The sequence below is a fragment of the Fimbriimonas ginsengisoli Gsoil 348 genome (assembly GCF_000724625.1).
Lineage (GTDB): Bacteria > Armatimonadota > Fimbriimonadia > Fimbriimonadales > Fimbriimonadaceae > Fimbriimonas > Fimbriimonas ginsengisoli.
Genome location: NZ_CP007139.1, coordinates 1,268,769 through 1,294,528 on the forward strand (window position 1 = coordinate 1,268,769; position 25,760 = coordinate 1,294,528).

A 25,760-nucleotide genomic window follows, 5' to 3' on the forward strand; every position below is an offset into this window, starting at 1 on the left:
CCCGGCCCGCTCACTAAAGGTGCTTATCGGACAGCGCCCGTAGCCCGGGGATAAATCCCCGGGCTACGGGCAAACCAACATTGTCAATCTGCTTTCTTGATAACGATCCGAATGCGCGCCGTCAGTCCATCAACTTCCGAATAAGATAGATGAACGTTGTGGCGTTCGTCTTCGCCTTTTCCTTGAGGTTTGCACCCGACGAATGGCCGCCTTCCACGATCTCGTTGTAGAAGAACGGCTTATGGAACTCCTTCATCCGGGCGGCGAATTTGCGGGCGTGGACCGGGCCGACTCGATCGTCTTTCGTGGTCGTGAAGATCAATGGCTCCGGATATGCCGTGTCCGGGTTGAGTTGGTTGTAGGGGGAGATCGAGGCGAGGAAACGACGCTCCTCCGGGTTGGAGACCGAGCCGTACTCGCCCACCCACGAGGCGCCGGCGGCGATCTTCTCGAAACGGAGCATGTCCAGCAGCGGAATGTCGATAACGACCGCGTTCCACATCTCCGGATGTTGGGTCATCTCCACCCCCATCAGCAGGCCGCCATTCGACCCGCCCTCGATGCCGAGACGGCGGGGCGAGGTGATCTTGCGCGTCACCAGGTCTTGCCCGACCGCCGCGAAGTCGTCGTAGATGATCTGCCGATGAGTCTTGAGACCGGCTTCATGCCATGCGGGGCCGAATTCGCCACCACCCCGGATATTGGCCAGCGCGTAAACGCCGCCCCGCTCCAGCCAAAGCTTGCCGACCACGCCGGAATAGAACGGGGTGCTCGAGATCTGGAAGCCGCCATACGCTTCAAGCAGTGTCGGATTGCTGCCATCCAGGCGGATCCCCTTCTTATGGACGACGAAGTACGGGATCTTGCCGCCGTCACTGGAGGTCGCCTCCAATTGCTCCACGACCATTCGCGAGGCGTCGAACTGCGGTCGTCGCGTCTTCGCTACGACGAGCGAGGCGCGCGAAGCGTCGCCAAGTAAAAGGGTCGACGGCGTAATGAAGCTCTCCACCGAGAGGAAGAACTTGTCGTCCGCCTCGTTGGTGGTCACGATCGAGACGGCTTGGTTGTCGCGGATCGCAAGCTTCTTACGGGTCCAGACTCCGCCGAGCTGAGGAGTAAAAACATAGGCGCGGCCTTGGACGTTCGCCATCGTCGCTAGGATTAATCGATGGCGGGTGAGACCGACCTGCTGGGCGAACTCCTTCTGAGTCGGCGCGAAGATCAAAGTCGGCTTCAGATGCGCCGGATCGCGACGGGCCGCGTCGAGGTCCAGCGCAACCACCGAACCCTGCTTGAGGCCGGCTTGCTTCCAATCCTCGTTGAGGGTAACGATGAGGCGGTTATCCAGCAGCCCTTCGATCTGGCTCTTCTGCGGAATCGCCAAGCGGCGGACCTTACCGGGACTCCAGAGCGAGACCTGGGTTCGGAAGAAATCCAAGGCGCGAATCAAGAAGGTGACCCGGTGACCTTGCGTATCGCTGAGTGTGAGCGGGTCGACGGCCACATCGGCCGGGGTGCCGCGGTACACCTCCTTCGCTTGGCTCAGCGGCGTGCCGCGCTTCCAAACTTTGGCCACGAACGGGTAGCCGGAGGCAGTCATCGTCCCCTTGCCCCAATCGCGCATCACCATCAGGGTGTTCCGGTCGATCCACGCGACGCTTTGTTTGGACCGAGGAAGGACGAAGCCGCCCGCCACGAACCGGCCAGATTTCAAATCGAACTCGCGAAGCGTGTTTGCATCCTCGCCGCCGGCCGAGAGACCGATCATGCTCAGATTATCGTTCGGGTAGAGGCTGACGATGGCGCCGTGGACCCACTTCTGATGGTCCTTCTTGGAGAGCGCGTCGTAATCGAGGACCGTCTTCCAGTGCGGCTTCGCCTTTGTGTAGTCGGCGAGGGTCGTACGCCGAAGGATTCCCTGTGGATGGTCGTGGTCTTGCCAGGTGTTGTAGACCATTCCGTTCCGGAACGTCGGATCGGGCAGACGGTCGGGCGACTCGACGATCTTGAGCGCCTCCGCTTGAAGCTTTGCAAAACGCGGGTCGCTCTCCAGCACCTTTGCGGATCGCGCGTTCTCCGCCTTCACCCAATCAAGCGACCGCTTGCCCCAAACGTCTTCCAGCCACTGGTACTTGTCCACCTGCTCCACCGTGGAGCCTTGCCGGGCGGACAGCGTGCTCGTCGTGAGAAGAAGGAGTCCAAGGGTCGGCAGCTTCATTTCCCGAGTCTAACACTTCGCTACTTATGCGAGGTGTACGACTGGGTGAACGACGTCAGCCGCCCGAGAAGGGCGTTGTACTCCGCATGCGCCCCACCCGGATTCCGCGCCTCGATCGCCAGAAACAACCGATGCTCGTACGGAGGCCAATTGCTGGTGAAGACGGGAACGGGTAGTCCTAGTCCTCTAAGCCGCTCCGTCGCAACCATTACCAGCAGGCTCGGCTCCGAAGTAATTCCGTTCGCCAAATCCTCAATCCCTTGCGCGACAAGGTCGCCTCCGGGGTAGGCACTCAGCTCCGACAGATCAACTTTCATTCTCGACAAAGCTCCGCAATCGATCCTGAGTGCATTTTATTGTTTTTGCCCCATTGCTGAATGCCAAGTCTGTTTCCTCAGCCGTTGCCCGCCGCCAGATAACGGCGGAGACAGACCACGTACAATGGCGTCATGCCCACCTGCCCTCGTTGCGGCGAACAAAATCCTGAAAATGTCACGACCTGCAATAAGTGCGGAATAGCTTTCGGACACCAGGTGCGGGCCAACGCAGACGCTTCTCGCGCGAAAACCCGGTCGGCCGTTCGCTTAGCCGCGTGGGGTGTCGCGGTAGTCGCCATCATCGTCGTTGGACCGCGCCTTTACCATTCCGCCGTTGGAGCCTATCTGAAATTTCACCTTAAGTCGGTGACTTCGAGCTCCATGAAGGACTGTGGTGGACCGATTACGGAAAGCATGGCGGACTACCAGAAAACCCAGATCGAAAGCTGTATCGCCTCGAACGCCGACCTTCTAAAAGCACAATCGGACTACTCAAGCTTCACCAAGTCCGATCGACCTTAACCACTGCCAATCAACACACCATGAATCCGCCCTCCGCCTTTGAATCATTTCTCTGCTTTACCTAAGCTCAGCAGCGAAGCTCGGATACCGAAGTTTCGAATGAAGCCAACGTCGTCGTGGTCGCCGAACGGCTCGTCTTGGATGCCTAGCCCCTTGTATCCGACGTGGAGGTTGTTGTCGGTGGCGCCTTGGCCACCGTCGACCCAGCGGTACGACCAGATGACGTCGCCTCCGAACCAGGCGGCGGCGGGGGCGGAGCGGCTTTGGGTCCACTCGTCGTAATACCGCTTCACCAGCCAGCCGCCGTGGACCGTCTTGTCCGCGATCTGGTGGGCAACGTAGGTGCACGCCCAGGGGGAATCCTTGCCCGTTAGCCCTCGACCGTAGAAGTAGATGCGCCCCGCCGGACCGGCGTCCCGGCTACGATCGAATAGCACCGTGATTCGGCCCGAGCCACGCGCGCCGCCGGCTTCGCCTTCCACCCAATCCATCCCAGCCGGTTCGAGCTTTCCGTCTTTCACCTTGTATCGGCGCACTTGCCACCGGCTGGGCTTGGCTTTATCTTGATCTTGCGCGAGGCCGATGACGGCTTCGTGTTTCAGAGTGTCTTCACAGATTCCGACCGGGTCGGTGCTCTTGGCGTCGAGCACCTGCGCGGCCGTAAAGTGGCCATCGTCTTTCACCGTTTGGTAACTGACCACGCCGTCTTTGGGGTTCCAAAGCATGAGGTAGTGAACGCCCTTTACTTCCCCAACCGTCGGCACCAAATTTGGGTCGGAAGCGACGACCTCAGGCGCGCCGATCTTCACATCCTGTTTGCCGGGCTCGATTCGGCGGACCACCACACCCTGTTTGCTCTGATACACCACCACGATCTTGCCGTCATAGCTAAAGCCGACCGGATCGCCCTGCAGGCCATCTGTATCGAGGATCCAAGCATTGTCCCACTCGAATGGCTTCCGTAGCCGACGAAGCATCAGGCGTCCCGGATCGGTCGACGACAACGTCGGGTCGAGCTTCGGATCAGCCGGCTTGTCGTTCGTGCCGAACAAGACGAACGCCTGTTTTCCGTGGACGAAGAGCCATGGCGATGTCTTCGTCTTTCCTACTTCGTCTCGCCGGCCGGAGTTGGTGGAGTAGGCGTAGTTGATGTCGGCGCGGATGTGTTTTTCGCCGAAGACGCCGTTCCAGTTCCAATCGATCAGAGTCGTCGCGCCGTTCTTCTTGAGGCGGAAGTGATACGGACCTTGTTCGAGAAACTTAACGCGATCGTACGGGAGGGGGATCGTCTCATCCAAATCCGTCTCGCGCAAGATGTAGCCGGCGAGGGCGCCGTCGCTATAGTGGATCTTGTCGCGTTGATCCTCGAAGCTATAGCTGTAGTTGTAGTTCATCAGGCTGCTATAGATCGGGCACGATCCGTTCGGCCAAAACCCTTCGTGGTTGAGCCCCATCTGATGTCCGAACTCATGGACGAAGACCGCCCACAGCGCGCCTTCCCCGCACCCGCCCCCATCGCCAAGCTCATCGGCTTGGCCGCCACCGCCAGGCGTCACCTGCATCCAGTGGGCAATTCCGCGCCACTTCTCCGGGCGGAACTTGTCCCGGTTGGTCCACCAGGCGTTCTTGGTGTCGTCGCCGGTCACCTCCGGAAGGTAGATCGGGTGGAAATTCATCCCCTTCGTTCCGTCGGGATTGGCCGAATTTAGGTCGGCGTAGAATTTCTTCGCGCGGTCGAGCTCGCTCTTGACCTTTGCTTCTTGAACCGGAGCGAAGCGGGAGATTAGGCAGAGCAAGTCGACGTGACGCGGGTCGCAGCCCATCCCTTTGAAGTCGAGTCCCCGATATCCGTTTACCTCCCAGCCATCGAGGAGACCGTCGTCATCGGTGTCGGCCCGGTTGGGGTTGGTGCCGAGCTTGAGCTCCTCCTCGTTCGACAGGCCGTCGTGGTCGTTATCGGTCTCGCCCGGGGTGACATAGCGGCGAATCAGGACCTCATTGCCGGTATGGGCTTCCTTGCCGTATCGGAATTCGAGGATATCGGGATCCCCGTCATGGTCGACGTCGCCGATCGCGCGGACGACATCCACTTCGGGAAGCTTTGGCATCATCAGCTTGACCATTCCCGCCGGGGTCCAAGCAGTGTCGCCGAAGACGACCAATCCGGGCGCCGCCGCGGGGCGCGAACCTTTGGATTCGGACCCAAGCTTTTCCCCGCGCTTCAGCGTCGCCGGGTCGAGCCAGAAGATATCGCCGCCCGCGCTCTTGCCGACCCATCGCTCCCCCGCGTCGCCGACCCAAACCGTGCCACCGGGCAGACGGCATGAAGTCGCTTTTCTTGTTTTCGAGTCGATTCGATAGCCATTCCCGCCCCGCGTGTCGAAGACGAGAATCTCGGCCCCTCCCTTTACGGCGGCAAGGCCGGGATTCTTCAGGGGGGCCGGCAGGGTTGCCCAGTCGGCGGTGTCTTTGAATTGCCCCGCGAATGCGCCCGCCAGGCGTAACTTCTTCCCTTCGAAGAGACCGACGACGTCCGCGCCGGGAACGTCGTCGATCTCGCCCACGGCCGCGGCTTGGCACTCGTGCCCCCACTTCGGCATCGCTTGCATCCCGACGCCCGACTTCACCCCTTCGACAGTGAGATTCACGTCGATGATCGAGTCGCCAGGCGGGTAGACGCCGATCAGGTCGGCGTAACCGTCGTGATCGACGTCTCCTACGAACGGCATCCGCGGAGCAGCGGCAAAGCCGAGCGCCCAAGGTTCCGGCTCGGTAAAGGTTGGCGCGGCAAACAAGAGAACGGCGGCAAGGGGAAACGGCATGACTTATCCCCAGTTTGCCACGTTGAGCTAAGGTAGGGATCGTGGATTCACAGAGGTTGTCCAAGGCTCGGCTGGAGGAGTGGGAGGCGCTCGGATTTGGGATGTTCGTGCACTTCGGCATGAGCACGTTTCTGGGCGAGGAGTGTCCCGATGGCCAAGCGGATCCGATGACCTATGCTCCTGACGGCATCGACGCCGATGGATGGGCGCGGGCGGCGAAAGAAGCCGGGATGCGGTACCTGGTTCTCACCGCCAAGCACGTCGCCGGGCATTGTCTTTGGCCGTCCCGGCATACCGACTACCATATCGGGGCCAGCGCCAACAAAACGGACGTGGTCGCCGCCGCGGCGGAAGCGTGCGCGAAGCACGGGCTTGGCCTCGGCCTCTACTACTGCTCGTGGGACAACCACCATCGCTTCGGCACCGTCACCGCAGGCGACGTCGGGATCTACAAGAGCCATGCCACGCGGGAATATCGCGATTTTCAACTTCTCCAACTGGCGGAGCTGCTCACCACCTATGGCCCGATCTTCGAAATGTGGATCGATATCCCTCAGGTTCTCGGTCCCGAGGGGCGACGGGAGTGTTACGACCTCTGCGCCTCTCTTCAGCCGGAAACGTTCGTCATCATGAACCAGGGTTGCCAAGGCTCGAGCCTGCTCGACGTGGACCATGCCTGGCCGACCGACGTGGCAACCCGGGAACGGCAGTTACCCGAGTGCGCTCGTTGGGGACAGGGAGAGGACGGCGCGACGATCGGGCACTCCCGTTGGTACGAGATAGGCGGCGAGCGCTTCTACGTCCCGACCGAAGTGTGCGACTGCCTCGGCTACTACTGGTTCCACGACGAACGGGACCAGCCACGTTCCGTGGCGGAAGTCTCTGCCATGCGCACGGTCGCCCGGGCGCGGGGGTGCAACCTTCTGCTCAACGTGCCCCCTGACCGAAGCGGCCAGATTCCTAAGGAGTTCGTGAATACCTTGGTGCAGTCCGCGAGCCGATCTTAGCCGCTCCGGAAGTTAGTGTTTTACGGTTAGGGTGGCGGTTTGGGTGGAGCTGCCGACTTTGGCGGTTAGGGTGACGGTGGTGGCGGCGGTTACCACTTTGGTCGTCGCCGTGAATGTGGCCGTGGAGGCGCCGGCGGGAACGGTGACGGAGACGGGAACCTTGACCACGGTCGACGAGCTGGACAGCGTCACGACGATTCCGCCGGCCGGAGCGTTGGCGGGAAGCGTTACGGTTCCGACTGCCGAGGAGCCACCGACCACCGAGGTTGGGTTCATGGCTACCGATTTCAGCGTGTAGGTATTAACCATCTCGATCGCGGTCCGACTGTTGGCGCCTAGCGTCGCGGTGATCGTTACCGACGTGGTTGCGGAGACACGGGTGTGGGTTAAAGTCGCCACGGCGGAGGTCGCCCCTGCCAATACTTTTACGTTCACCGGGGTCGCGATGACGGAGTTGGAGCTCTTGAGCGCCACCGTAACCCCGGCGGAAGGGGCGGGACCGCTCAGCGTGACGGTGGCCTTCAGCTCTTCTCCGGAACCGCCGGTTACGCTCGGCTTACTGAGGGCGAGGGTGGTCAGGGTGGGAGCCGTGACGATAAGGGACGCCGTCTTCGTCGACGATCCCGCCATCGCGGTGAAGGTGACGGAAGTGTTTACCGTTACCGGTTTGGTCGTGACGGTTGCGGAGGCACTCAGCGTGTTCGCGGGGATCGTGATGGTTGCCGGGACGGATGCAACCGCGGCGTTGTTACTGCTCAGCGTCACCTTCACTTCAGTCGGCACCTTGGCGCTGAGGGTGGCGGTGAGGCTAGGAGCACCGGCGACAACGCCGCCGGGAATGGCGCCCGGACTCACGGTGACCGTGCTCAATTGCACCGGGAAGACCTTCAGGGGAGCAGTCGCGGAACCAGTCCCGAGCGTCGCGGTGATCGTGACGTTGGTCGCGACAGAGACGTTCTGTGCGCGAACCGGGAAGGTTGCCTTGGTCGCGCCGGCCGGAACCGTCACGGTGGCGTCGACAGTTGCGGCGGCTCCGCTCGATTTCAACGACACGGCACTGCCGCCCGCCGGAGCCGGGCTCCCTAAAGTTACGGTCCCGGTGGCGATATAGCCCGCGCCGACCTCAGCCGGAGCCACAGTGATTCCGCTTAAGGGCGAGGAGAGGACGGCTAGGTCGGCGAAAACGCTGCCCCCGCCGGCGGCCGCGGTTAACCGCACTGTTTTGTTCGCGGTCACGCTCTTGGTGTTTACGGTAAACGTTGCGGTCGTCGCGCCGGCGGCGATCGTCACCGATGCCGGTACGGTCACGGCCGCATCTGCGCTCGACAAGGCGACGCTGAGGCCACCGGCCGGGGCGGCTTTAGAGGACGTTACGGTGGCGGTGGCGCTCTGCCCGCCGACGACGGTGGTTTTGTCCAGCGTCAACGACTTAAGGGCCGACTCCGCAGTTTTCAGCACCCAGAGACCACGCCCATGGCTGGCGGCCACTAGCGTCGTGGAGTTGTTCAGATATTGAAGGTCGTCGATCGCCACGTTGGAAGGAGCGTCGGAGGTCGTCGACCAAGTCCCTCCTCCGTCGGCCGACGAGAAGATGCCGACTTCGGTGCCCACGTAGAGAGTGTCGGGCGAGCCTGGCTTGCGGGCAATCGCCCGAATCGGCGCTTGCGGCAGGTTGCCCGAGCGAACCGTCCAAGTCGAGCCGGCGTTGGCGGTAACCCAAAGATTGCTGATGGTGTAGCCGCCCAGAGCGACGTATGCCTTGTTCGCATTATCGGGATCCACGAGGATGCGGGTGATGTAGCGGTTGGGGAGCGGGTTGGCGGCGCTGTTATCGTCGACGGCGGTCCAAGTGGGTGACGCGGCAGTGCCGTTCGAGGTCTTGTACAGGCGGCCATCGTTGTAGCCGACCCAAATTAAGTCGCTATTTCCGGGCGCGACGGCGATGGCGGAAATCGGCACCGAGTTGGAGATCGGCGACTTGATCGCCGACCAGGTCGGTCCCGCGGCCTTAGCGTTGGCGCACCGCCAAAGCGAGATGCCCCCCGCCAGCAAGACTTGCGGCCGGTTCGGGTCAAGGATGAACGGGGCGATAAAGTTGGCGTTGCCGCCGGCGTCGGTCAAGCCGCTGATCATCTCGTTGGACGAGCCGGGGTTGCCGGCCGTCGTGTTCCGATAGATCTGGAGGAAGATGTACTCGCCGTAGTTGTATTGCGGATTCGTCGGGTCGACGGCCACGTACCCGCCATCGCCGCCGTAGGTGAGGGTCGCCGCATCGGAGCCGGGGTAGAGGCTAAGGGTTCCATTGTCCTGCGTTCCTCCGACGATGAACCCAGTAGGACCGTCGCCCGCGACGGAGTAGTACTGGGTCACCCGGGCCGTTTTATCGAGGCGGGCCCAGCCACCGTTGACGGAAGCGGTCGCGATGTTCGTGGCTCGATAGACGCCGCCGTCGCTACAAACGTAAACCACGCGGTTGCTGGCGCTGTAACCGGGGATCGCGACGATAAGGTGATCGTCGGGATGGACGTTCTCGGTCTGGATGTAGCCGTTAGAAATCCTTGTGAACGACTGTCCGCCGTTCGTGCTCTTGTAAACGTAGGTTCCGGAGGCGACGATGAAGTTAGGATCGGTGGGATCGACCCAGATCCCGTCGGCATACCAGTTGGAGTCGGTTTTGCCTCCGGTGGTGACGACGCTGTAGCTCGCGCCACCATTTGTCGACTTGTACGCCTTGCCGTCGCTCATCATCGCGTAGACGAGGCTCGAATCGCTCGGGGCGGGGGCGAGCTCGACACGGTCTTGGACAACCTTGTTGAGAGGGCCGGCCGAGGCGTTCCAAGTCGCGCCGGAGTCGGTGGAATAGAGGGCGCTCAGGTAGTAAACGCCGTTCTCGAGGTACAGGTTGGACGCAACGGCTTTGGAGGGTTCGCCGGCGATGAAGGCAACGGTAAAGCCGGTCTCGCCTGCTCTCACGCGGGTCCAACTCGCGCCGGCGTCGGTGGAGCGCCAGATGCCGCCCTTGGAGTAGCTCTGGGTGCTGGCGAGCATCACGCTGGAGTTGGAGGGGGAAATGGCGATCTTGTTGACGTCGCCCATCGACGTGCTGCCTTGAATCAGGCTCCAGTTCTCGCCGCCGTCGGTCGATTTGTAAATGCCGACCCCTCGCTGAGCGTCCGAGTTGTAGTAACCCTCGCCGGTGCCGGCGTAAAGGATGCCGGGGTTCTTGGGGTCCATCGCCAAACAGGCGACGGCGAGGGAGGCAAATTTATCCCCTTTCGCGACCCAGTTCGCGCCCCCGTCGGTCGACTTCCACACTCCGCCACCGGCCGAGGCCATCCACATCGTTTGGGGCTGGGTGGGATGGATGACGAGCGCACGGCTACGCCCCCCCACGTCTCCTGGGCCACGTTGCGTCCACTGATCTCCGGAGATACGGCTTTGCGGCTTCAAAAGCCCGAGCCGCTGCGCGGAAGCGCGAGCGAGGGCGCCGGGGGCGATCTCCCCGTTCTCGTCGATCCACGCCATGCGACGCCATTGGAACGCTTGGTCTGGGCCGTCCGTGTCGCGCTGCTCCCTAGTGACCGAGGACTTGAGGTGGTCACCTCTGGAAGCGTGCCATCCGGCCAAACCTAGGGCCGCAACAGATAGCAGCAGAAACGAACGAACCAGAGAGGAGTTCATGGGGCGACCTAACGCTACAGGTTAGCATCGGCCGGGTGGATGATTAGGCATTAAGGCAAAACGGCAACTATTGTCGGCAAGAGATACGACTTCGGCGGGCCGCTGCGGAAAATCAGGTGCAACGGCACCTGATCGCACATGTATCTTGGTTGGATGGGAATGGTTCGCGAAATGGAATGTCCAACTTGCAAAGTGGCGATGATTCCCGGAAGACGGCGGGATAAGGGTGACGGAATGTCGGCTTCCCAAGAGGCTTGGTTGGCGGGCGATCCCAGACCCGAGGTGCCATTCTTCGGAAACTTCACCGGATTTGGCCGGGCCTTCCTTGTCACCACTCACGCCTGCCCTAGGTGCGGACTCCTGCTGTCGTACGTCGATCCCAGCAGTCTGCAAGAGACATAAGCGCCGCTATCCGAGAGGCGTCACAAAAACGCACGCCGCGTAGTATGCTGCCCGCGTAATGGATAAGGTTCGAGTGGCAATGGTGGGTTGCGGCGGGTTCCAGCGTTATCGCGCGGGGAATTTGGCCAAGGTGAAGGAAGCGGAGATCGTGGCTTTGGTCGATCCGAGCGCGGAGCAGATGCAGATGTTCCGGGAGCAGCATCCCGTAACGCAGGCGGTGCCCGGGTTCGACGATCACAAGAAGATGCTCGACGAGATCAAGCCGGACGCGATCATGATCGCGACGCCGCACACGCAGCACGTCGGGCAGATTCTCGACGGCCTCGCCGCCGGCGCCAACGTTTGCTGCGAGAAGCCGCTCATTACGAGCGTCGCCGACGCGCACCGAGTGATCGCGGCCCGCGACGCCGCCAAGAAGGTGGGAATGGTCAGCTATCAGCGCCACTTCCAGCCGGAATACCGATACATCCGCGAGAAGATCCAAAGCGGCGAATCGGGGAAGGTTCAGTTCATCGCGGCGCTTCAGGGACAGGGCTGGCTTCGCGGCACCAAAGGTTCTTGGCGGCAGCAGCATTCCCTTTCCGGCGGCGGCCAGCTCAACGACTCGGGCAGCCACCTCATCGACATCATCCTCTGGAGCACCGGCGTCAGCGCGGCTTCGGTCTCGGCCTACGGCGATAACTTCGGCACCGAGGTCGACATCAACAGCGCGCTTACGATGCGGTACCAGAACGGGGCGCTCGGCACCTTCTCGGTCGTCGGCAACGGCTTTGGCTGGCACGAGGACGTGACGATTTTCTGCGAGGAGCAGGTGTTTTACGTCCGCGAGGGCAAGCTCACCATCGTCGACCGGAGCGACAACCGGTTCAAGGCCGAGCATCTGGGCGGTGGCAGCACTCCGGATAAGAACTTCATCGACGCGTGCCGCGGGGTGGCCGAGTGCGAGTCGCCGTTCGAGTGCGGGCTGGAGGTCATTCGCCTCACCGAAGCCGCTTGGCAGTCGATGGAACGAGACGGCGCTCCGGTCGCGGTCACGGCCTGATCGTTGACTTGTGATGTTTGATGGTTGAGCGGATCAGCCATCAAACATCAACCATCATCCCCGCGCCCCTGAGGTTCTCCCATAACCTGCCGACCATCTTGGTCATGGCAGTCGTTTCCGCAAAACCAGGCCGGCTTACCCGCGAAGATCAGATCCTTGCGCTCGCGGCAGAGGGGCTCACCGATCGTCAAATGGCGGCGCGCCTTGGGATCTCCGCTGAGACGATCGCCAGCTACTGGCGTCGAATCTTCGCTCGCTTCGACGCGATGAGCCGCACCGAAGTCGTGGCCCGCGCTCTCCAAAAAGAGGCCCAAGGACTCACCGAGGAGCGCGAGCGGCTCTTGTTCGAGATCGCCGAGCGGCAGCGCGTTGAGCGGTTGCTTCAGCAGTCGAACCAGCGCCTGTTTGTGCTCATGGATAGCCTACCGTCGGCGGTGCTGTTCGAAACAGAGGATCGGAAAGTGAAGTTCTGCAACGAGAGCTTCTGCCGGATCTTCTCGCACAAGGCCTTGCCGAAGACGCTCGTCGGCCGAGACGCGATCCGGATGACGAAGGACGCGGCGCTGGGATTCACCGACACGATCGGGTTCCTGCGACGGATCGACGAGATCATCGCTTCCGGCGAAGCGGTTGCCGGCGAGCGGATCCAACGCACCAACGGCAGTTGGCTCGAGCGGGACTACGTTCCGATTCAGGCGAACGAAGAGGTCGTCGGCCACCTCTGGCATTACCGCGAAATCCCCCGGTAATTCCCGAGAGCCCCCTCCTCGTCGATGCATTGTGCGATGAGGAGGGGGTTGGGGGTGGAGAATTCCGGAAGGACCGCCGCTCTCCAGAGCGGCTCCCCCCCCCCCGAAGTACTCCGTACGCCGTTGACGGGTGAGACGCCCGTGGTCCGGGGAGCGGGCGGGACGCCCGCGCTCCGGCGGGTGGGCGGCGGAATTCGGGACGATTCCGCCACTGGGGGGAACTCGGCCGGGAGCACGGGTACAACCCGGATATCCGCCGAAACATCCTTCTAGCCTTGCCGCTTCTCCTCGCCGGCTGCGCTTCGCGACCGGCGGATGGCCGTATCGTGATCCGGGTCGCCAATTGGGGCGGGGCTAAGGAGGGGAACGATTACGACAAGTTGGTCGAGAAGATCTACCGGGACTTTGAGCGGGAGAATCCGGGGGTGGAGGTGCGGGAGGAGAGCGTCCCCGGCGAATACGTGGCGAAGATGACTCTCGCGTTTATCGCGAAAGCGGAGCCGGACATCCTGATGCTCGATGCCTCCAGTTCCGCGCTGTTTATCAATAGCAAGATGGTCGCCGACCTTACACCGTTGATCGAGGGCGACAAGAGCTTCCGCCTGTCGGATTATTATCCGAACGTGGTCGACATCGACCGTCGGGGAAAGGCGCTTTACGCGATTCCTCAGGACTTCACGCCGATGGTCGTTTACTACAACAAGCGGCTATTCGATAACGCGCACCTACCGTATCCGACTTCGGACTGGAGCTTTCAGCAGTTCCGCGAGATCGCAAAGAAGCTGACGATCGCGGGCGATAAACCGGACGATCCTCCCAAGCAGTACGGGTTCGCCTTTACAAACTGGCCCGCGGGATGGGTGATGTGGCTTTGGAATAACGGCGCCGACCATATCGCCCCCGACGGCAGCCGGGCGACCGGCTATTTGGACAGCCCGAAGGCGGTGGAGGCGGTGGCCTACCTCCGCGACTTAGTCGCCATCGACAAGTCGGCCCCTTCCATCAGCCAAACCGCCGCGCTCGGCGTGGACCCGTTCGCGAACGGCCAGGCCGCCATGGCGATCAGCGGGCACTGGTCGCTTGTGGGTTACAAGGCGGCGCCGAAAGGTCCGGATGGAAAGCCGAAGATCACCTGGGATGATCTCGGGGTGGCGCCGCTCCCCCACCAGATCGCTCAGTCGCAAACCGTGATGTATGAGAGCGGCTACGCGATCGGCGCTCATTCGACACACAAGGAGATGGCCTGGAAGTTCATCAAATACATGACCAGCCATCGGGTGCAGAGCGTGTACCAATCGAGCGGAATCGCCGTCTGCGGACGTAAGGATGTGGCCGAGGAGCGGGCAAGAAGCTCGAAGCTGGAAGCGGCGTTCATTCCGATCGTCCCGTCCGCCCGCGCTCCTTACGGTTCGCGGATCGAAGGTTACGAGTCGGTGGAGGACCAGATGCAAAAGGCGATGGACAGCGTCCTCCGCGGCGCGAAGTCCCCTCAGGCTGCCCTCACCGACGCCGCCCAACGCATCGACCGCGAGTTCGCGAAGCGGTAGATTTGGAGGCAAGAGCCTGTCGCGAAGCAAGAGAGGGAGTCTCCGCCTCCCTCTCTTGCTGGAATTGCCTAGCCTTTCTCTAGCGTTCCGTTCAGCGTGAAGCTGCCGGTCGCCATGTTGCTGACCGTCCCCTCATCCGGTTCGAAGTGGGCGTTGATGAGTTGGAGCTTGCCGCCGTGGTACTTCTCGTAGACCACCTTGATCGTGCCGCTGACGGCACGCCAAGCCCGAGTTTCCGTTGCGCTTGTTTCGGAGTACACGACAAAGTCGTGGTTATTCCCGGCGGATAGGGTGGCCGATTCGCCCGCATTATGCAGATCGGTCTGGGCTTCCAAGGCTCGCGCGAGTGCGCCGGCCGTGCTGACCGCGATCCTGAGTCCGTGCTGGGCCGTCGAGCCGGCGCCGACAGTAGCCGTGGCCGGGAACGGCTCGGAACTTCCGGAGAATCCGCTCTGGTTCGAAAACGCGATATCGATCTTGGTCTCGCCCGGTCTAAACGGATCGGGCATTTTCTTAAAGGCTCCCTGAATCGTGAGGGAACCAACCGCGTCGCTGCTTGGAGGCCCTTCAGCCGCAAGGTTCACGTTGAGGTTCGCAGTAAGCGTTCCGTCTGGGCCAGCCGCGATCGTAGCGGTGCCTGCGGTCGCAACCCACGCCTTCATGCCGACGCCTACCCCTTCTTGGTATAGGACGTTCGCCGTCGATGATCCATTGATCGCGATCGTCTGTCCGGCGAGGATTTGGCTCGTCGGTAGCCAAAGGACGAACTTCCGGTTCCCGCTCGTCCGCGTGTACGCGGTTACGAGGTCGCCGAAGTCGGTGTCGGCGGGCGTAGCGTTCAACGGCGACGAATCTCCGTTGAATCCGCCGGCGCCTGTCATTTGGAGGACGGGAGTGGTATCGGAAGGAAGCGAAGTGCCGCCGCTCCCGCCACAGCCCATGCAAATGGCTAGCAAGAGGCACGCCAAGATCTTTTCGCTATGTTTCATGTTGTCCCAGTGAGGCTACAACAAGCCTCGCCCCCAAAAACAAAGCGGTAGGTCCACTTTGGGTCCGGACAACTACTCTTGCTATAGCCTTAACGTGGACGGCTAAACGATGACAAATCGTTCGTTTCAATGGCCCTAAATAAACGAGGTGGATCTAAGGGTTCCGGTAGCGCGGAAGCAGGAGGATTAAGCGACGAATCCGACCGGAAAGGGACTAATCGGGAGGCTTCCAAGGATAATAGGAGACGCTCCAAGCCGTCGGCATCGGTTTTCTCATGGCCACCTTCAGTAGCCGCAAGTCTAAGTTTCTTGGCTGGCTGTTCGTCGGGCCGGCGTTTGCTCACCTGCTCGTGTTCGCGCTGATTCCGATGGGGTACGCGCTGTATCTCAGCTTCTTCAAGATCCACTTAGTGCGGGACGAGAGGCAGTTCGTGGGGCTGTTCAATTACCGGTACACGTTTGGCGACGCGCCGTTCTGGAACGCGATGTGGAACTCGGCCCGCTATGCGCTCATGAGCGTTCCGCTCGGGATGGCGGTCGGGCTTGGGGTCGCCTTGCTCGTCAACCAAAAGCTGCGCGGCATCACCATCTTTCGGACCCTGTACTACATCCCTTCCATCGTCTCGCCGATCGCGCTGGCGATGCTCTGGATCTACGTGTATCTGCCGAACACGGGCATGGTCAACACCGTGCTGGGGTGGCTCGGCATCACCACCAAGACCGATTTCCTGAACGATATCCAATGGGCGATGTGGGCGCTGGTCGTGATGTCGGCGCTCAACGGGATCGGGCCGAAGATGATCTTATTCCTCGCGGGGCTGCTCAACATCCCGCCGGAGCTTTACGAGGCCGCTTCTTTGGACGGCGCGACGCGGGCGAGAACGTTTTGGCGCATCACTCTGCCGATGCTGGCGCCGACGACGTTCTTCGTCATGGTCACCTCGACGATCGGAGCAATGCAGGTCTTTGCGCCGATTTACCTCATGACCAAGGGAGGGCCGGAGGAATCGACCGACGTGGTCGGTTATCACATCTTCCAAGAGGCCTGGGTTCGGTTCAATACCGGACTCTCCGCCGCGCAAAGCTTCATCCTGCTCGCCGCCATCGTTGCGATCGCGGTTTTCCAGTTCCGGCTCCAGAAAGGGCAACTCCAGGGGTACTCCACGATATGAGCCATTCGATCGACATCCTCTTCCGAACCGACCGGTTCAATCTCTCAGACGAGAAGCCGCACTTTATCAATCCGTGCTGCTTTGGCGAGGACATGCTCGAATGGCTGCGGAATCGGATGATCGAGCGGGGAGCGACGGTGGGCGAGCCGATCCAAGAAGACTGGGGGTGGTGCGAGGAGGTTTTCCTCGGCGGAATCAGCTACCTACTGGGGGTCGGCGGAAACTCGGATGAGGAAGCTGGGCAGCCTAATTTAGGCGAGTGGCGGCTGATGGTGACGCGCCAACGCTCCGTTACCGACAAGCTGTTCGGACGAAACAAAGAGGCGGGCCCGTTGCCGGACGTGCTCCTGGAAATTCTGCGGAGCGAGCCGACGCTTCGAGACGTCCAGATGGAGGAAGGCTCCTGACGTCTGCCCGGCTACGCGATGCGGTTTTGACGGTGCTCCTTGGGACGCTCATCGCTTGGCTGCCCGCCCGGCTCGGGCTCGGCGCGGTCAGCGGCTGGCTGATCGGGGTTCCGATGGCGATCGGGGCGGTCGTCGTTCTCCAGGGGGTTCTCGCCCTTGGCGAGCTGCCGATCGTCGTTCCCTCGTCGATTCAGCGCGCGGCCGGGCTCGCCATGGTTCTCCTCGGCGCTTGGCTGTGGCGCTTGGGCGAGCAGGCGCCGATTTGGCACGTCGTTGGCGGAGCGCTGGGTGCGTTTGGGCTCATCTTGGCCGCGGCGGGGGCGGGTCGGAAAGCGGCCAGTTATTGGACGCTCGGGCTCCTGGCAGCCGTCCTCTTCGCCCCGTTTGTTTGGATGGTGCTGGTGTCGCTGCATCCGCCCAAGTCGCCGATCCCGGAGCTGAAAGATATCCTGCCGATGACGGCGGTGAAAGTGAGCGATTCCGCCGGCGGAACAACGCCAAAGTTGGATCTCCACTGGGAGAATTACGACACCGTTCTCAACAGTCCGACCCTGCCGGTTCGGCGGTTCTTCCTGAACACGGCGTTCGTCACCTTCACCGTCGTTCTGGCGCAGTTGCTGTTCACCTCCCTGGCCGCGTACGGGCTCTCGCGCGTCCGCTTCAAGGGCCGAGAGATCGTCTTCGCGCTCTTTCTGGGGTCGATGATGTTCGCGGGGCCGGTCACGCAGATCCCGGTGTATTTGATGCTGCGGTCGTTCGGATGGCTGGATACCTACTGGGCGCTCATCGTGCCGGGGGTGTCGTCGTCGTTCTCGGTGTTTCTGCTTCGGCAATTCTTCTTGCAGATTCCGTTCGAACTGGACGAAGCCGCGCGGATCGATGGGGCGAGCGACTTGGTCATCTACTGGCGCGTCATCATGCCGCTGAGCCGGGCCGCGCTGGCCACGGCGGCCGCGTTTACCTTCTTCGGGGTTTGGACCGACTTCTTCGGTCCGCTTATCTACACGAACTCGACCGAGCTGCGGACGCTCGAGGTCGGCCTATCGATTTTCAAGAACAGCTATGGCGGCAGCAACTGGCCGCTTCAGATGGCCGCCGCCCTCATCGTCCTAACCCCGCTCCTCATCGTCTTCCTGTTCGTCCAGCGCTATTTCACAAAAGGCATCATGCTCGGCAGCCTGAAGTAGTGCGACCGTAGCGCCGGCTTCCAGCCGGTAGCCCAAGTAACTCGACCTGACAAGTTCTTTGTCTGCCTTTTCCCTACCCGTGATTGCCCGCAACGGAACTACGGTGTGCCTGGTGATGCGTTTTGCAGAGAAAGCCCGATGATCAGCTTCAATCACTGCTTTTCAGAGGCGGGCCGCCTCTGATACCCACGGGCGAGCCGCCCGTGCCACGATAGCAACACGGCACTAGCGGAGGAGATTCCGGCACGAATCCGATACGGGGTGGACGATCACGTAAAATTGGCCCATGCCTCTTCCATTTGTCCTTGTCGTGGCCCTCGCTCCTAAATCGGCGGCTCCGATCGAGTTAAGGCCGGGGATCGTCCTCACCAAGAGCGTGAAGGTCACCAGGAAGACGTACCGGTTCGCGACCGCCCAGGGAGAGAAACAAGCCGGCGGCGAGACGATTCCGACGCTAACGCCGGCGATCGTTATCCGCGGCGACGGGATCACGATCGACTTCGCCGGAGCGACCCTTCAAGGCTCCGCCGAGAGGACCGATCCGGACAAGCGGAAGGGGCTCGCCGTTCAGGTCGAAGGGAACAACGTTACGCTCAAGAACCTGAACGTCCACGGCTACAAGGTGGGGCTGATCGCCCGAAACGCGAAGGGGCTCCGCATTCTCGACAGCGACTTCTCCAACAACTGGAAGCAGAAACTCGCCTCCACCATTGAAAAGGAAGACGAGTCCGACTGGATGAGCTACCACCACAACGAGAACGACGAGTGGCTGCGGTATGGGGCGGCGATCTATCTCTCGGGATGCGACCGGTTCGAAGTGAAAGGGGTGCGGGCGCAAGGTGGCCAGTGCGGCCTCATGCTGAACCGCTCGACCCATGGGACGGTCTGGAACAACGACTTCTCATTCCTAAGCGGCGTCGGCCTTGGCCTGTATCGGAGCAGCGACAACCGGGTCATGCACAACCGGATCGACTGGTGCGTTCGCGGCTTCAGCTACGGCGTTTACAATCGGGGGCAGGATTCGGCCGGCATCCTCATTTTCGAGCAGTGCAACCGGAACGTGTTCGCTTACAACTCGGTGACCCACGGCGGGGATGGGTTCTTTCTGTGGGCAGGGCAAACCACGATGGACGCCGGGACTGGCGGCTGCAACGACAATCTCCTGTACGGGAACGACTTCAGCCACGCCCCGACGAACGGCATTGAAGCGACGTTTAGCCGGAACACTTTCGCCAACAACAAGGTGATGGAGTGCTGGCATGGCGTCTGGGGAGGGTACTCGTACGACACCAAGATCTTGGGCAACGTCTTCGGCTACAACGCCGAGAGCATCGCCATCGAGCATGGGCAGAAGAACGAGATTACGTCGAACGTCTTCTTCCGGGACAACATGGGGCTCGACCTGTGGATGAACGCGTCGCAAGACCCGAACTGGGGTTACCCGAAGCACCACGACACCGTGAGCCACGACTACAAAATCCAGGCGAACCTGTTTAGCGACATTCCGACGACGGCGATCCGCGTTCGAGATACGCACGAGGTCGACATCGACCAGAACAACTTCTTCCGCGTGGGTCGTGTGCTTCAGATCACCCAAAAGGGAAAGGATGTGGCTCGTCCGGGTCTGGAGGGGGGATCGGAAGAGGAGAAAGAGGAGAGCGGGGTCGAGTTCGGCGCGAATGCGGTTCGCAGCGTTAAGGCGGAGCCGGCGCTGGAAGGGTTTAAGTCGGTTCAGTACGATCCTTCGTTCCGGCCTCTGCCGCCGACGATGGAGGCGAGCGGGCGTCCGATCGTGGAGCTCGATCCGGATCCGAAGCAGTACATTTCGCGGTTCGACGTGCGGTGGGAGCCGGTTTGGCTCGACCTGCCGGTTACGTCGAAGAACCTGCAGGACATTTACTGGTCGCGCACGGCGATGGATACGCGAACCCTGGCTCCGAAGCCGATGACGGGGGGGCGAATACCGTTTATTCCGAAGGGAACGTTGCGGGGCCAGCGATACATTCTCGTCGACGAGTGGGGACCTTACGATTTCAAGCGGCCGCTTCTGTGGCCCCGGCAAGATCTAAACCCGGGCGTCACGGGAAATGTGACTCGGAAGCGATATGAGATCCTCGGTCCGAAGGGGCGGTGGCGATTGCTTTCTTCGGACGGGGTTTCGCATGTCTCCGCGCAATCGGGGTCGGTGCCGGGCTACGTCGACGTCGAGATGAAGGTTGGCCAAGTCGGCACGACCAAGATCGAAATGGAGTACGTCGGCGCGGCGACGAGCGACTATCGGGGGGTGGTCACTCCGGCCGGTAAACCCGTTCGGTTCGGCTTCTCACGGTTCTTCGCGCCGATCGCCTGGAATGTTAAGTTCTTCCGCTGGTCGGAATCGGAGAATCCCGCGGAGCCGCACGCCAATCCAAAGAATTTCGCCCAAGTGCTGGAGAGTGCGCCGATCAAGGAGCTTAAAACCGACCGGCTGGACTACGCGGGATATGCCCTCGTGCGCGGACTGCCGAACGACCATTACGCCACCCTCGGCGAGGGCACGTTCAGCGTTCCGGCGGGCGAGTACGACGTCGCGCTGACGACCGACGATGGAGCTCGACTCTGGCTGGACGGCAAGCCGCTGATCGCCGACGCCTGGAAGTATCAGGGGCCGACCCTCTACACAAAGAGGGTCCACCTCGGCGCCGGTCCCCATACGATGCGAGTCGAGCACTTCCAGATCGACGGATATGCGACGCTGAAGGTGGAGCTGAAGCCGGCGAAGTAACTATTCAACCCAGTTCTTGAGGCTCGATGACGGTTACTCCCGCTTTGGCCCAAGCCTGATCGCGGGTTATGAAAACGGTGCACCCCGCGATCAGGCCGGTGGCTATGTGAATTGCGTCGGGTGTTTTCAGTCCATGCAGCGCCCTTAGATCTATGGCTTTCTCCAAAATCAAGTTGCTAATCGGCTCGGTAATCATTACGGAAGACGGGGCAAGAAAAGCTCGGTAAGTCGATTCAAGAAAGTGATCCGCGGCTTTTCGAGGACCGGTAACGACCTCAAAGCAGGGTCAGTTCGCTTGTGACCGCGGTCATGCTTCCACCGTCAAGCAAGTCCAATAGGCCTTCTTCGAGATTTGCATACTTTGCGATACCTTCGAACGCATAAATAATCGTGCTTGCATCAAGGTAGGCGCGGTGGCCCAGTAGGCTCACCATTCGCTACGCTGGTCTTCGACATAGCGGTCGATCGCTTCCACCGAACCGTGCGCGCCGGGCCGGCCTTCGGCTACACCGAAGAAGGAGGCATAACGATGAATGGGCTTCGGTTTATTTGCGGGCGAGAGTCGAATGAGTTGCTCCGCCACCACTTGTTCTAATGAGATGTGTCGCTGGGCTGCCTCAATTTCGAGACCTTGGGCGACTTCATCGGGGATCTGGATGGTCAATTTAGTCATTACGGATGTTCACAGCTTCCCTTCAATCTATCTTACGACGTGGCTGGAAGCCCGTGCCACGGCGGAGGTAGTATTTCGCCAGTCCCAAGATGTTGCCGCAACGGCGCGACTCCATCCGGAGAGCGAGTCGTGCGGCAGCCGCCAAGCGGGTGAAAGGAAATGATGAATGCATTCCTCAACCGCCCCGCTCGCTGAGTTCGACGTCAGCGACTCCCGGGGTTTTTTGCCAACGACCGATCCTTTGGATCGGCTCCCCTCCTCATTCGACGCCTGGGAAGACGCGGCTCACGCGCTTCCGAAGCTGCTGATGACCGACCATGCGCGCGCCTACCTAGAGGCGCTGCCCCCCTTCCCCCTCGACGAACTTCGCGACGAACGCCAGTGGCGGCGCGCGATGTCGCTCCTCTCGTACCTAGGCCACGCTTACGTCTGGCGCGGCGACCGTCCGGCAACCCACTTACCGGCACGCCTCGCGGTGCCGTGGCACGCGGTTGCCACGCGTCAGGGCCGCCCGCCGGTGCTCTCCTATGCTTCGTACTGCCTCGATAACTGGTTCCGGTTCGATAAGAGCCGCGAGCCGGGGATCGGGAATATTGGCTTGATCCAGAACTTCCTGGCGGGCGAAGACGAGGAGTGGTTTATCCTCGTCCACGTCGACATCGAACTCGCCGCCGCACCGGGAATCGCGGCGCTGCTTCCCGCCCAAAACGCCGCTGCCGCGGGCGACGTCGAGGCGCTGGAACAACACCTAACGACGATCGGGGGCGCTCTCGACAAGATGTACGCGACCATGCGGCGGATGCCGGAGCGGTGCGATCCGTACATCTACTACCATCGGGTCCGGCCGTACATCCACGGCTGGAAAAACCATCCGGACCTACCGGAAGGGTTGGTTTACGAAGGGGTCGACGAGTACGCGGGCCAGCCGCAGCAGTTCCGAGGGGAGACGGGGGCGCAAAGCGCCATCGTCCCATCGCTGGACGCGGTGCTCGGGGTGTATCACGAGGCCGACGAGCTGAAAACGTATCTCATGGAGATGCGGGAGTACATGCCACCCGAGCATCGGGCACTGCTACAGACGCTGGAAGCGCGGCCGCCGGTCCGGGCGTTCGTCCAGAGGTCAGGGTCAGCGAGCCTAACGGCGGCGTACGATCGGTGCGTGGCGGGAGTCGAGCGGTTCCGCTCGTTGCACCTCGAGTACGCGGCGACGTACATCTTCAAGCAGGCGCAAACCGATCCGAAGAACCCTCACGCGGTTGGCACCGGGGGAACTCCGTTCATGCGGTACTTAAAAAAGCATCGCGACGAAACCGCAAGTCACGTCCTTCGGACTTAGCAATCGGAGCATGCGGAGCGATCGGAGCGACGGAGAATCCTCTCCAGCGCTCCGACGGCTCCGATAGCTCCGAAGGCTAGCTCACGTAGCCGGTTCGATCCGTCGGGGTGACGACGGCGGTCGGTTGCGCGGCGGAGGCTTCCTGCTGGATTCGCGGGACCTCTTGATCCAGGCGGTTCAGCGCGCTCTCCCAGCGGGCGCGCATCGGCTGGATGCCGGCGCCGCCGATGGCGACGATGCTCACACCCACTACGATCGCAAGGATCGCGTAGAATAGCCCGTTCACAATCGCCGGGGCGATCTGAAGCTGGTTCAGGGCGGCGAAGACGCCGACGACGACGATCGCGCCCGCCGCGAGATTGGCCAGCATCTTTCCGTAGCTTAGACCACCAAGAGCGCCGTTCACGATATCTCGAACCGCCGCCGCGATCGACGCCGCAATGACGGTGATCACGATGGCGACGAAGATATTCGGGATGAACGCGATGACCCGCGTCAGCAGGTCGCTAATCGGGTTTTGTCCGAACACGCCGAATGCCAACTGCAGCACGAACAAGAATATCGTGTAGAAGGCGAGCTTCCCGAGTATCTGCGACGGGTGAAAACCAGAGCTGGCGAGCGCCGCTCTGATTCCGGAGCGCTCCACCGCGCGGTCGAAGCCGACGCGAGTGAGGAGCTTGTCCACGACCTTTCCGAGCGCGGTCGCGATGAAGTACCCCACGACGAGGATGAGGGCGAAAGCCAGGAGCTTCGGCAAAAAGCTAAGGGTGTTAAACCAAGCCGCCTCCAAGCCACTCCATCCATTGTTAACCGTTACGTTTGAAGTTCCGTCCATTTCTCTCCCATAATTTCCGGCTCCCAAACCAGCCGGCATCGAGCGCAACTGCGCCCGTACTTCAAATGGACTTCCCTTGATTTTCCCGTGTTCAAAGTGGCACGGGCTTCCAGCCCGTGTGTATCACGACCATCCTGGTCGTGTAAACGTAGCATCGGCTCCCAGCCGATGAACCCCGCGACCATCCTGGCTGTTGAAACCGCCAAGGGCTGGAAGCCCTTGGGACCCACCGGCTAGAAGTCAGTGCCACCGGGGAGGCTGGTACCCTTTTCCGTATGGATCTCGGCTACTTCTCGTATCCCGTACCGGTTAACGACCCGGTGAATTCTTATGCTCCCGGAACCGCGGAGAGGGCGCGCCTAAAGGCGGCGCTGAAGGAGCTGAAAGGGGAGCGGCGGGAGATTCCGATGATCATCGGCGGGAAGGAGGTTCGCACCGGCGACCTGCGCGACGTCCGGCCGCCGCATGAGATCGCGCACCTGCTAGGTCAGTACCACCATGGCGGCACGCAAGAGGTTCAGCAAGCGGTGGACGCCGCGCTCGCCGCGCGCGAGAGCTGGGCGGCGATGAGTTGGGAGAACCGGGCCGCAATCTTCTTGAAGGCGGCCGACCTCGTGGCCACCAAATACCGGCCATACATGAACGGCACGACTATGCTCGGCCAGAGCAAGAACGCCTTCCAGGCGGAGATCGACGCCGCCTGCGAGCTGGTCGACTTCCTCCGGTTCAACGTCCACTTCCTCAGCGAGATCTACAAGCAACAGCCGATCTCCGGACCGGGGATGCACAACCGGCTGGAATTCCGGCCGCTCGAGGGGTTCGTCCTCGCCGTCACCCCGTTCAACTTCACCGCCATCGGCGGCAACCTCCCCACCTCGGCCGCGATGTGCGGCAACGTCGTCGTTTGGAAGTGCGCGGCCACGCAGGTCTACTCGGCGCAGATGTTCATGCGGATCTTGATGGAGGCCGGGCTTCCGGACGGCGTCATCAACCTGGTGCTGGCCGACGGGCGGACGGTGGGAGACGTTTGCTTCGGCAACCCGCACTTCGCCGGCGTTCATTTCACCGGCTCTACCGGCGTGTTCAACGGGATGTGGAAGACGGTCGGCGAGAACATGGGCAAGTACCGGAGCTATCCGCGGCTCGTGGGCGAGACCGGCGGCAAAGACTTCGTCCTCGCTCACCGATCGGCGGATGTGGACGCGGTCGTCACCGGTCTCTTGCGCGGTGCGTTCGAGTACCAGGGGCAGAAATGTTCGGCGGCTTCCCGGTGCTACATCCCGAGCAACATGGCGGACGAGGTCCGCGAGAAGCTGGTCGCCGGAATCAAGGCGTTCAAGATGGGCACCGTCGAGGACTTCTCGAACTTCGTCAACGCGGTCATCGACGAGAAGAGCTTCGATTCGCTGGCTGGCTACCTGGACCAGGCGAAGAAGGATCAAGACGTAAAGGTGCTGGTGGGCGGCGGGTACGACAAGTCGGTCGGGTATTTCATCGAGCCGACGGTGTTGGAAGCCACCGATCCTCAATACCGCACGATGTGCGAGGAGTTGTTCGGTCCGGTTCTCACGCTACACGTGTACGACGCCGACCGATTCGACGAAATATTGACCACGGTGGACACCACGTCGCCTTACGCGTTGACCGGCGCGGTTTTCTCTCAGGATCGCGCGGCCGTGGAGCTCGCCACCAACCGGCTCCGCCACGCGGCGGGCAACTTCTATATCAACGACAAGCCGACCGGCGCGGTCGTCGGTCAGCAGCCGTTCGGCGGCGCGCGAGGCTCCGGCACGAACGATAAAGCCGGGTCGATGCTCAACCTCTACCGCTGGCTCAGCGCCCGAACGATCAAGGAAACGTTCGTTCCGCCGACGGATTATCGATACCCGTTCTTGAGCGAGGCGTAGGAGTCGTGGCACGATCACCCCTCGTGGAGCGACGGCGGTTTTGATCGCTCCCCAATCCCGAAGGGATTTCGTCCCCTAGCGAAGGGTTGCGAGGCACGAGCTACCCTGGTATCGGTGCCCCGCCCCGCCTACCTCGAAGAGGTTGCGTCCGCGACCCAAAATCGGCAATTGCGTTCGGCGGAA

Annotated in this window: 19 protein-coding genes and 1 pseudogene; 12 read left to right on the forward strand and 8 right to left on the reverse strand. The window is 61.6% G+C overall.

Annotated elements, in window-relative coordinates:
• Positions 1-121 precede the first annotated feature (121 nt).
• Positions 122-2,218 (reverse strand): prolyl oligopeptidase family serine peptidase, encoded by a 2,097-nt coding sequence (locus OP10G_RS05755; protein WP_038472650.1) that lies wholly within the window; start codon positions 2,216-2,218, stop codon positions 122-124.
• A gap of 20 nt (positions 2,219-2,238) precedes the next feature.
• On the reverse strand, positions 2,239-2,535 hold the full coding sequence (locus tag OP10G_RS05760; RefSeq protein WP_025226839.1) for a hypothetical protein: 297 nt from the start codon (positions 2,533-2,535) through the stop codon (positions 2,239-2,241).
• Between the two features lie 132 nt (positions 2,536-2,667).
• Here OP10G_RS05760 and OP10G_RS05765 point away from each other — a divergent pair, with 132 nt between their 5' ends.
• On the forward strand, positions 2,668-3,057 hold the full coding sequence (locus OP10G_RS05765) for a zinc ribbon domain-containing protein (RefSeq protein ID WP_144241015.1): 390 nt from the start codon (positions 2,668-2,670) through the stop codon (positions 3,055-3,057).
• Positions 3,058-3,101: 44 nt separating this feature from the next.
• Here OP10G_RS05765 and OP10G_RS05770 read toward each other — a convergent pair whose 3' ends face one another.
• The gene (locus OP10G_RS05770; protein ID WP_025226837.1) at positions 3,102-5,879 is read right to left on the reverse strand and encodes a hypothetical protein; all 2,778 of its coding nucleotides are present in this window, start codon (positions 5,877-5,879) and stop codon (positions 3,102-3,104) included.
• A gap of 41 nt (positions 5,880-5,920) precedes the next feature.
• Here OP10G_RS05770 and OP10G_RS05775 point away from each other — a divergent pair, with 41 nt between their 5' ends.
• Positions 5,921-6,886, forward strand: a complete 966-nt coding sequence (locus OP10G_RS05775) for an alpha-L-fucosidase (protein WP_158409148.1) — start codon at positions 5,921-5,923, stop codon at positions 6,884-6,886.
• Positions 6,887-6,898: 12 nt separating this feature from the next.
• Here the strand turns inward: OP10G_RS05775 and OP10G_RS05780 are convergent, their stop codons facing one another.
• Positions 6,899-10,411, reverse strand: a complete 3,513-nt coding sequence (locus tag OP10G_RS05780) for a hypothetical protein (RefSeq protein ID WP_025226835.1) — start codon at positions 10,409-10,411, stop codon at positions 6,899-6,901.
• 354 nt (positions 10,412-10,765) lie between these two features.
• Between OP10G_RS05780 and OP10G_RS05785 the strand changes: the two genes are divergently transcribed.
• The 4 genes from OP10G_RS05785 to OP10G_RS05800 all read left to right on the forward strand — a co-directional run bounded on the left by OP10G_RS05785 (position 10,766) and on the right by OP10G_RS05800 (position 14,307).
• The gene (locus OP10G_RS05785; RefSeq protein WP_144241017.1) at positions 10,766-10,969 is read left to right on the forward strand and encodes a hypothetical protein; all 204 of its coding nucleotides are present in this window, start codon (positions 10,766-10,768) and stop codon (positions 10,967-10,969) included.
• A 58-nt stretch (positions 10,970-11,027) separates the two neighbouring features.
• Positions 11,028-12,011 carry a Gfo/Idh/MocA family protein gene (locus OP10G_RS05790; RefSeq protein WP_025226833.1) on the forward strand — a complete coding sequence of 328 codons (984 nt, stop codon included), beginning with the start codon at positions 11,028-11,030 and terminating at the stop codon, positions 12,009-12,011.
• Positions 12,012-12,115: 104 nt separating this feature from the next.
• Entirely contained in the window at positions 12,116-12,760 is a 645-nt protein-coding gene (locus tag OP10G_RS05795) for a helix-turn-helix domain-containing protein (protein WP_158409149.1), read from the forward strand.
• Between the two features lie 275 nt (positions 12,761-13,035).
• Positions 13,036-14,307, forward strand: a complete 1,272-nt coding sequence (locus OP10G_RS05800) for an ABC transporter substrate-binding protein (RefSeq protein ID WP_025226831.1) — start codon at positions 13,036-13,038, stop codon at positions 14,305-14,307.
• A 68-nt stretch (positions 14,308-14,375) separates the two neighbouring features.
• On the opposite strand, the gene OP10G_RS05805 is transcribed toward OP10G_RS05800, so the two are convergent.
• Positions 14,376-15,296 (reverse strand): hypothetical protein, encoded by a 921-nt coding sequence (locus tag OP10G_RS05805; RefSeq protein ID WP_144241018.1) that lies wholly within the window; start codon positions 15,294-15,296, stop codon positions 14,376-14,378.
• Positions 15,297-15,571: 275 nt separating this feature from the next.
• Here OP10G_RS05805 and OP10G_RS05810 point away from each other — a divergent pair, with 275 nt between their 5' ends.
• The 4 genes from OP10G_RS05810 to OP10G_RS05825 all read left to right on the forward strand — a co-directional run bounded on the left by OP10G_RS05810 (position 15,572) and on the right by OP10G_RS05825 (position 20,826).
• Positions 15,572-16,468: a carbohydrate ABC transporter permease gene (locus tag OP10G_RS05810; RefSeq protein WP_025226829.1), complete on the forward strand. Its 897-nt coding sequence runs from the start codon at positions 15,572-15,574 to the stop codon at positions 16,466-16,468.
• Positions 16,465-16,875 (forward strand): hypothetical protein, encoded by a 411-nt coding sequence (locus tag OP10G_RS05815; RefSeq protein ID WP_025226828.1) that lies wholly within the window; start codon positions 16,465-16,467, stop codon positions 16,873-16,875. Before OP10G_RS05810 ends, OP10G_RS05815 begins: the two co-directional genes overlap by 4 nt.
• A gap of 32 nt (positions 16,876-16,907) precedes the next feature.
• Complete coding sequence (locus tag OP10G_RS24100) at positions 16,908-18,062, forward strand: carbohydrate ABC transporter permease (protein WP_227625123.1); 1,155 nt, start codon at positions 16,908-16,910, stop codon at positions 18,060-18,062.
• A 286-nt stretch (positions 18,063-18,348) separates the two neighbouring features.
• A complete protein-coding gene (locus tag OP10G_RS05825; protein ID WP_025226826.1) occupies positions 18,349-20,826 on the forward strand; it encodes a right-handed parallel beta-helix repeat-containing protein in 2,478 nt (825 codons plus the stop codon).
• A gap of 4 nt (positions 20,827-20,830) precedes the next feature.
• Here OP10G_RS05825 and OP10G_RS27805 read toward each other — a convergent pair.
• Together OP10G_RS27805 and OP10G_RS05835 are read right to left on the reverse strand one after the other, a co-directional pair.
• A pseudogene (locus tag OP10G_RS27805) lies at positions 20,831-21,028 on the reverse strand (type II toxin-antitoxin system VapC family toxin); the annotation flags it as partial.
• 225 nt (positions 21,029-21,253) lie between these two features.
• A complete protein-coding gene (locus OP10G_RS05835) occupies positions 21,254-21,499 on the reverse strand; it encodes a hypothetical protein (RefSeq protein ID WP_025226824.1) in 246 nt (81 codons plus the stop codon).
• A 166-nt stretch (positions 21,500-21,665) separates the two neighbouring features.
• On the opposite strand from OP10G_RS05835, the gene OP10G_RS05840 reads away from it, so the two are divergent.
• Complete coding sequence (locus OP10G_RS05840; RefSeq protein ID WP_025226823.1) at positions 21,666-22,835, forward strand: PrnB family protein; 1,170 nt, start codon at positions 21,666-21,668, stop codon at positions 22,833-22,835.
• A gap of 76 nt (positions 22,836-22,911) precedes the next feature.
• On the opposite strand, the gene OP10G_RS05845 is transcribed toward OP10G_RS05840, so the two are convergent.
• Positions 22,912-23,670, reverse strand: a complete 759-nt coding sequence (locus tag OP10G_RS05845; RefSeq protein ID WP_025226822.1) for a mechanosensitive ion channel family protein — start codon at positions 23,668-23,670, stop codon at positions 22,912-22,914.
• A gap of 275 nt (positions 23,671-23,945) precedes the next feature.
• Between OP10G_RS05845 and pruA the strand changes: the two genes are divergently transcribed.
• Entirely contained in the window at positions 23,946-25,577 is a 1,632-nt protein-coding gene (gene pruA, locus OP10G_RS05850) for an L-glutamate gamma-semialdehyde dehydrogenase (protein WP_025226821.1), read from the forward strand.
• Positions 25,578-25,760 lie beyond the last annotated feature (183 nt).